Here is a 6,889-nt window from a genome sequence, read left to right on the forward strand (position 1 = left end):
GTCGAATGTCTCCGATCTGGCGGCCCGTTGGCCCGACTTGCAGCGCGGTATTGCGCCGGCCTCGGTTGCGTCTCGTTGTACACGCGCATCGAGTTGACCATTTAGCGGGCACCCTTGGTGCCCAGCGCCACGGTGCGGCCATGCCGAGCAGGAAGCGCTCTCGTCGCCAAGCCACTCATGTTGGAGCTGCGCAGGCTCACAAGCTGAAAGAAGGTCATGCCGAAGTGTCGTATTTTGCCTGCTGACGATAGCACCAATGGGTGGAGCCGAATCTTGCCGCCTCGAGAGCCCAAGCCGTCTCTTCAGGGAACGGTCCAGGCAGATTGGGTGGTGGTCGGCGCAGGTTTTGTAGGCCTGGCGGCAGCGCGCCGACTTGCCGAGAATCGGCCGAGCAGCAAGATCATCCTGATCGAGGCGCAAGAAGCAGGCGAAGGTGCGTCGGGTCGCAATTCGGGTTTCGTGATAGATGTCCCACATAAGCTTTCTGACCTCAATGCTTCGAGGTGTCATCTGCGACTTAATCACGCCGGAATTGACTATCTACGCAAACAGGTCGAGCAGCATAAAATCGCCTGCGATTGGAGCCAGGCCGGTAAGTATCAAGCGGCAATCACTAACCTGGGGGTAAGGGAGATTCTCGAACCAACGTCAAAGGAATTTGATAGCCTCGGCCAGCCCTATATTTGGTGCGACAGGGCCGAGCTCAAAAAACGACTTGGCTCAGATCACTTTACCGCCGCGATATACACGCCCGGTACCGTGCTCGTTAATCCCGCGGCATTGACGCGGGGGTTGGCCGACACCTTGCCGGAGAACGTCACGCTGTTTGAGCAGTCCCCCGTCATAAAGACTGATTACAATGACAAAGTCGAACTCAAGACGCCCAACGGTTCTATCAGTGCGGGGGGAATGATCCTTGCGGTGAACAGCTTTGCTGAACAGTTCGGCTTCTATCAGGGGCGGCTTTTAGTATTTGCGGTCAACGCGAGCCTCAGCCGCTGTTTGACCCAGCGGGAGTATGAAGTTCTAGGCCGAGTGGATCCCTGGGGCCTGACGCCCGCCAATCCACGTGCCGGCATCGGCGCCACCGTGCGCCTGACACCCGACCTCCGCATTCTAATCAGGCAGACGGCCGCTTTCTGCCCGAGCTTTCGGCAATCGGACGACCACCGTCGGAAAGTCCAGCTGGAGCATAAACGACTATTGAACGAGCGGTTCCCGCTGCTGCCGGAAGTCAACTTAGAGTACACTTGGACTGGATACATTTGCGTGTCCGGCAATGGCAGCCCTGGATTTGGGCGCGTCGCTCCCAACGTCTACGCCGCCGTTTGCGATAATGGCGTTGGGGTGGTAAAAGGCACGATCAGCGGGCTCTTGGGAGCCGACATGGCGTGCGGTCTGGATAATCCGCTGATTGCCGACATGCAAGCTCTTGGCGCACCGAATAGGCTGCCTCCACGTCCGTTCCTAGACATTGGCGCCCATACTAGGTTGGCTTGGAGCCGATGGCGCGGGCGAGTCGAGGAGTAGGGACGTCTGTAAAAACATATCTCGCTCTGTCTAATCATATCTCAATGAAGGTCCGACCAGTCCACAATAGGTGCGACGATCATGCCAGTGCACGACCCAGCCATTCAACGCATCCATGCTCGCCGCAGCCAGTGCTGCTATGGTATGGGCCTTGGAATTATCATTCTCGATGACGTCTATCCCGGTTTTCCAGGTGATGTGCGAAATGCCAGCGCTTACCCGTTCCCGATCCAATACGAGATTGCCGAGGGCGTGAACATCTCGAATCTGACGCGTGGTGAACAAGAGGGAGACCTTCTGGCGCGGATCCTGGCTGCGGCGCGTAAGCTTCAGCGTCTGGGTTGTAGAGCCATCGCTGCGGAATGCGGTTATTTTGCGCGTTTCCAAAAGGAAATTGCAGCGGCGGTAAATGTGCCTGTTTTTGCTTCCAGCCTTTTGCAGGTGCCGTTGGCGCAGACGGTCATCGGGCAGGAGCGGGTTGTCGGCATCCTAGTGGGAGGGGGCAGCTATCTAAGCGATCGGCACCTGACTTCGGTCGGAGTAACGGTAGGAACGAACTATGTCGTCCGCGGAGCAATGGACGATCGCAAGACGCCGCAATTCGACAGTCTCTGGAACAAGGATCTGCGTCCCGCAATCCCGACTGCCGACTATCAACTCGCAGAGCGCGATCTTGTCAAAGTCGCCCGGGATTTCGCCGACGCGCATCCGAAAATGGGCGCTATGGTGCTCTACTGCACCGGCTTCCAGCCCTTTGGGCGGGCAATCCAACGAGAAATTGGGATGCCGGTGTTCAGCTGGGCGACGCTGCTGGACTATGCCTATTCGGTCGCTGTCCACCGCGATTTCTATGGGCATGTGTAGCATGCAAGAGCAAAATGGACCCGTGCGCGAGATCCCAATCCGGTCTGCTTATAGGTCCATAGACAATTCAACTGGCCAGAGCCGCCCATAGAGCATACGTCAAGTTTGGTCTAAGTCGGTCGCGGCAACTGCGTCAGCGTCTAGATCTCGGACAGGTCGGTACGGGAATGCTCAAAGGGAAATAAATCTGGCGTACTGCCGAGAGGCATCCGCGATAGAGTCGACTTTCCCAAAGACGCGTCAGTCGCTTGTTGGTGCATCAGCGTTGTTCGAAAGCATGCTAGCCCGAAACTCGGATTCGAACTTTCGAACCTTCACGCAAGACTGCCAGTTCTACTGAGCCTCCCCTAACCGGTAAGGTGATCTTGCGCCGGGACAAAACAAATGTGAGCCGATTGGCCGTTCGCCGTGCGATGACTCATAGTTTGTTTCCTGCTCCTGCGAGCACAGAACCCAATCGCCGCAAAGCCACAACCATCCAGCACCGCAGCGAGCCTCAATTCCATTCTGGTATAGATCTCTACGAAATTGGTATTTGCGACAGCGAAGACGATCCTCCTAGACTGATTGACATAGAAGGGGGGAACCAACATGAAACTAAAGTACTCGCTACCGGTCGCGATGCTTGCACTCGTCGGCTATTCGTATCCTTCGTTTGCGCAAACGACGGACTCTCTTGAGGCGCTCCGCAAAGCCGGCCACGTCAAAGTGGCGATTGCCTCGATACCTCCTTACCTGACGGTGTCACCGAGCGGGGAGGCGGCCGGACCTTCGATTGAGCTGCAGAAGTTAGTCCTGAAAGGCATAGGGCTGCCAACACTGTCGCCCGTGCTCACTGGGTGGGATTCCATGATCCCGGGCCTCCTAGCCCATCAGTTCGACTATCTTGGCGCCGGCTGGAACATCACGGAAGAAGGCTGTAAGGTGGCGCTGTTTTCGACCCCCTATTATGCAACTCGAACTGCGTTGTTTGTTCCTCTGGGAAATCCGAAGCATCTCAAGAGCCTTGCAGACGTAGCGCAACGCGCTGACATCAAGATCGCAATGCTGCCGGGCACCGACAGTTACAGCAAATATACCAAGTCACAGGGCGTTAAGTCCGAGCAAATTACTATCATCCCTGACTTTCAGGCTGGCGCTGCCACAGTTACCGGTGGTCGGGCGGATGCTTTTGTTGTCGGTCAATTTAGTATCCCTAATCCGCGGGAGAAGGGTCTGGAGGTGATCCCTGATGAACATTCGCCAGTATTTGGGTCGGGTGCGGTGTTCCGCAAGGAAGACAAGGCCTTCCGCGACGCCTTCAATGAGCAGCTGATAGGGTTTATCAAAGACGGCACGTTCACAAGACTTTACGGCCAGTACTACAACGGCGATACGATGGCCAAGTTGCTCTCCCGTTACGCCAAGGCTAGCGACCTCGAGCCAAGCTGCGAGTAGGAGCAATCGCTTCCCGCGCGCAGGCGAAACACCTAGCTTGCTATCGTAGTCAAGAGGCGCGCAAGGTCACGGTGCTTTCCATGCCATATTTCCTTGCCTAGCGTGTGGCGGTGATGACCTCGCGGTCCGGCCGCATCAAGCAGCTTCGATATTCCCGATGAGCCGCACAGCGAAACCGGTCCGCTCGTGGCCGAATGCGGGCATGTCGGCACGAGGTGTGAGTTCTTGCTGCGCGATGAGATATTGCAGGCGTGGCGGCATCGGACCGCGAGCGCGTGGGCAAAGGCGAAGGAGCTGGCTCATGTCTAATCTGGAAATTCTGACGCTGCGGGAGCTGGCCATGGGGGGGGGGCTAGCGCGGTTTACGGACGACTGCGCCTTCAAAACGCCTTACAGACGGCAACCCGGTCAGGGCGAAGCGAGGGGGCTGATCTGATGAGGGAGCTCGTGATACAGACTCGTGCTTGAACATCTGTCCGTGGATTCGTTCAAAAGTCGATCGGGGGCTCGCCAGTCAACAAGCCTTGGTCTGCTAGAGACCTGGGCAATGAATACGTGTCTGGACCGAAGAGAGTCCGCAGGCGGAAAAAGGTGAGTGAGACGCCATGATCGTGTGGGACTACATCATAGTTGGCGGCGGCTCGGCGGGCTGCGTGCTTGCCAATCGCCTCAGTGATAATCCGAACGTGAAGGTGCTGCTGCTCGAGGCTGGGCCGCGCGATAATTCCATGTGGATCGATATCCCCGCGGGATTCACAAAGATCCTAAACCAGAAAAAGTTCACCCGACTCTTCCAGATGAAGTCCGGCAATGTTCTCGGCGACCGGCGTATCCCGTTGTTCCGGGGGCGCACGCTGGGCGGCTGCAGTTCAGTAAATGGGATGCTTTATTCGCGCGGCGTCCCACTCGACTACGACAATTGGGCGCAGCTCGGCAATCGAGGTTGGTCATACAACGACGTACTACCTTACTTTAGGAAGTCTGAGCATTACGAAGGTAAGTGTGATGAAACACGTGGTAAGGGCGGCCCCTTGAACGTGCGCGACACAGAGGAGCGCCACGTTCTCTGTGACGCCCTAATTGAGGCTGCCGAAGCCAATGGATTCCCTCGGAACACAGACTACAACAACGGACAGCAAGATGGCTTCGGTTATTTCCAGGTCACGATCAAGAATGGCCGGAGATGGTCTGGTGCACGTGCGTTCCTGGATCCGGCGCGCACCCGCAGCAACTTGCGCATTGAGACCGACGCACATGTCACTCGCCTCTTACTTGAGGGCAAGCGTGTCATTGGCGTCGCCTATACACGCCGCGGAGAAAAGCGCGAGATGCGCTGCAGTCGTGAGGTGATCGTTTGTTGTGGGGCCGTAGAGTCGCCGGGGTTGTTAGAGCACTCCGGCATTGGCAATCCCGACCTTCTCAAGATGATCGGCATCGAGGTGCGCCACGAGCTGAAAGGCGTCGGGGAGAATCTTCGCAATCACTTCGTGACGGGCATGAACTGGCGCGTCAATCGAGCCATTACACTGAACGAGCAGACACGGGGAGCCAGTCTCCTACGAGAGATCGCGCGCTATTATGTAAGCAAGAGTGGAATACTCACGTGGTCGGCCGGCCAGGTGTTTGGCTTCATGCGCACTCGACCTGACCTCGAAGTTCCTGATGTGCAGTTGCTGATGTCCCCCGCGAGCTACGATCCCAGGCGGGTTGGACAGCTTGAGAGAGAGCCCGGTATGGGACTTGTGCTTGGCCCATGTCGGCCCGAGTCGTGCGGTCGGATCCATATCAATTCGTCGGCGCCTGGCAGCGACCCTGATATCCAGGCGAATTTTCTGTCGGTTCAATCGGACGGCGAAGTCACAGTGGCGGGCATGCAGATCGCGCGCAGGATCATGCAGCATCCTGCTATCGCTAAATACATCGCTTTCGAGAATCGTCCAGGGGATAGGGTGCAAACGTACGACGAATGGTTCGACTACGCGCGCCAAACGGGCCGGGCACTCTATCACCCGGTCGGAACCTGCAAGATGGGGAGCGACCCCATGGCCGTGGTGGACGACCGCCTGCGTGTGCACGGTATTGCCGGTCTGCGAGTGATCGATGCCTCGATCATGCCAACGGTGCCGGCAGCGGGTATCCACGTGGCCACGGTCATGGTGGGCGAAAAGGGCGCCGACATGATCAAGGAAGACGCCAAAGGAGGCGTCAAAGTTGCAGCCTGACCCTTCACAAAACTTCAATCCGTTCCGAAGGAAACCTGTTCGAGTCAAATGCACACGCGAACTCAAGCCGTCGCTGCCGCGGTCAACGTATATGTCGATCTCACGTACTACGCCGACGTGAGCCGGTATCACGAGAGTTTCCATAAAGCTGCTCTGATCCACGGCTTGTGGAACGGTGAACTGATCGCATGGTCGCTAACCGAGTTTTGCGATGTGATGCGCAACAAGCCCTCAGCCGCATCCCTGGACTCTCCCCGCGATCACCAAATCCTTAGCATTGATCAGATCGCATCTTGCTTGGCGACCGTGAAACTGCGCGTGCGGCTCGGGCAGGCGAGGTATATCGACCATCTGACGCTCCACTTCACCGAGGGGAAATGGCTCATCACGTCGAAGGCTTACCACATCGCGCAAATCTTGCCGCCCGGATCATAATCTCGCCTTAGCATCGCGACCCTAGAGAAGGTTCGAGCAAAGTGACTTCTAGTAAACGCCCGTTGTCCCTAGCGCAGTCTTGGTTACGTTGATTCAGGTGGTCGAAGAGGCGAACTGCGAGCAAGTCGTCCGTGGGGAAGTGCCAATCGGAGTGCTGCCGCTCCCTGCCGAACTGCCAGCCCTCGCTCGAGCAAAAAACCTTGCGATGGCTTCGGCATCACGGAAGTCATTTTGTGGCCCTTGAGGTATGGCTTCACATACTGTTCTGGCAAGAGCCCTACTTGATGGCCTAATTTCTCGAGCTTGCGACCCAGGTGGTGTGCTCCGGCACAGGCTTCCATTCCGATCAGGCAGGGCGGAACATTAGCCAGCGACTGCTCAAGCTGATTTCTCGATCGCTT

Annotated in this window: 5 protein-coding genes and 1 pseudogene; 5 read left to right on the plus strand and 1 reads right to left on the minus strand. The window is 57.1% G+C overall.

The features are described from left to right. Positions 1–327 precede the first annotated feature (327 nt). From XI06_RS17130 to XI06_RS17150, 5 genes are all read left to right on the plus strand, one after another. A complete protein-coding gene (locus XI06_RS17130; protein WP_271605966.1) occupies positions 328–1,530 on the plus strand; it encodes an NAD(P)/FAD-dependent oxidoreductase in 1,203 nt (400 codons plus the stop codon). A gap of 81 nt (positions 1,531–1,611) precedes the next feature. Beyond that, a complete protein-coding gene (locus XI06_RS17135) occupies positions 1,612–2,394 on the plus strand; it encodes an aspartate/glutamate racemase family protein (protein ID WP_271605967.1) in 783 nt (260 codons plus the stop codon). A gap of 591 nt (positions 2,395–2,985) precedes the next feature. Further along, complete coding sequence (locus tag XI06_RS17140) at positions 2,986–3,831, plus strand: transporter substrate-binding domain-containing protein (RefSeq protein WP_271605968.1); 846 nt, start codon at positions 2,986–2,988, stop codon at positions 3,829–3,831. 605 nt (positions 3,832–4,436) lie between these two features. Further along, complete coding sequence (locus XI06_RS17145; protein ID WP_271605969.1) at positions 4,437–6,053, plus strand: GMC family oxidoreductase; 1,617 nt, start codon at positions 4,437–4,439, stop codon at positions 6,051–6,053. Positions 6,054–6,101: 48 nt separating this feature from the next. After that, the gene (locus XI06_RS17150) at positions 6,102–6,488 is read left to right on the plus strand and encodes a nuclear transport factor 2 family protein (protein ID WP_271605970.1); all 387 of its coding nucleotides are present in this window, start codon (positions 6,102–6,104) and stop codon (positions 6,486–6,488) included. Between the two features lie 186 nt (positions 6,489–6,674). Here XI06_RS17150 and XI06_RS17155 read toward each other — a convergent pair. Continuing rightward, a pseudogene (locus tag XI06_RS17155) lies at positions 6,675–6,889 on the minus strand (IS110 family transposase); the annotation flags it as partial.

The sequence above is a fragment of the Bradyrhizobium sp. CCBAU 11434 genome, assembly GCF_028128895.1.
GTDB lineage: Bacteria > Pseudomonadota > Alphaproteobacteria > Rhizobiales > Xanthobacteraceae > Bradyrhizobium > Bradyrhizobium zhengyangense.

Bases quoted from the DNA above. Each gene is read 5' to 3' on its own strand.
- XI06_RS17140 (WP_271605968.1), top strand. From the start codon at position 2,986: ATGAAACTAAAGTACTCGCTACCGGTCGCGATGCTTGCACTCGTCGGC.
- XI06_RS17150 (WP_271605970.1), top strand. From the start codon at position 6,102: ATGCACACGCGAACTCAAGCCGTCGCTGCCGCGGTCAACGTATATGTC.
- XI06_RS17135 (WP_271605967.1), top strand. From the start codon at position 1,612: ATGCCAGTGCACGACCCAGCCATTCAACGCATCCATGCTCGCCGCAGC.
- XI06_RS17145 (WP_271605969.1), top strand. From the start codon at position 4,437: ATGATCGTGTGGGACTACATCATAGTTGGCGGCGGCTCGGCGGGCTGC.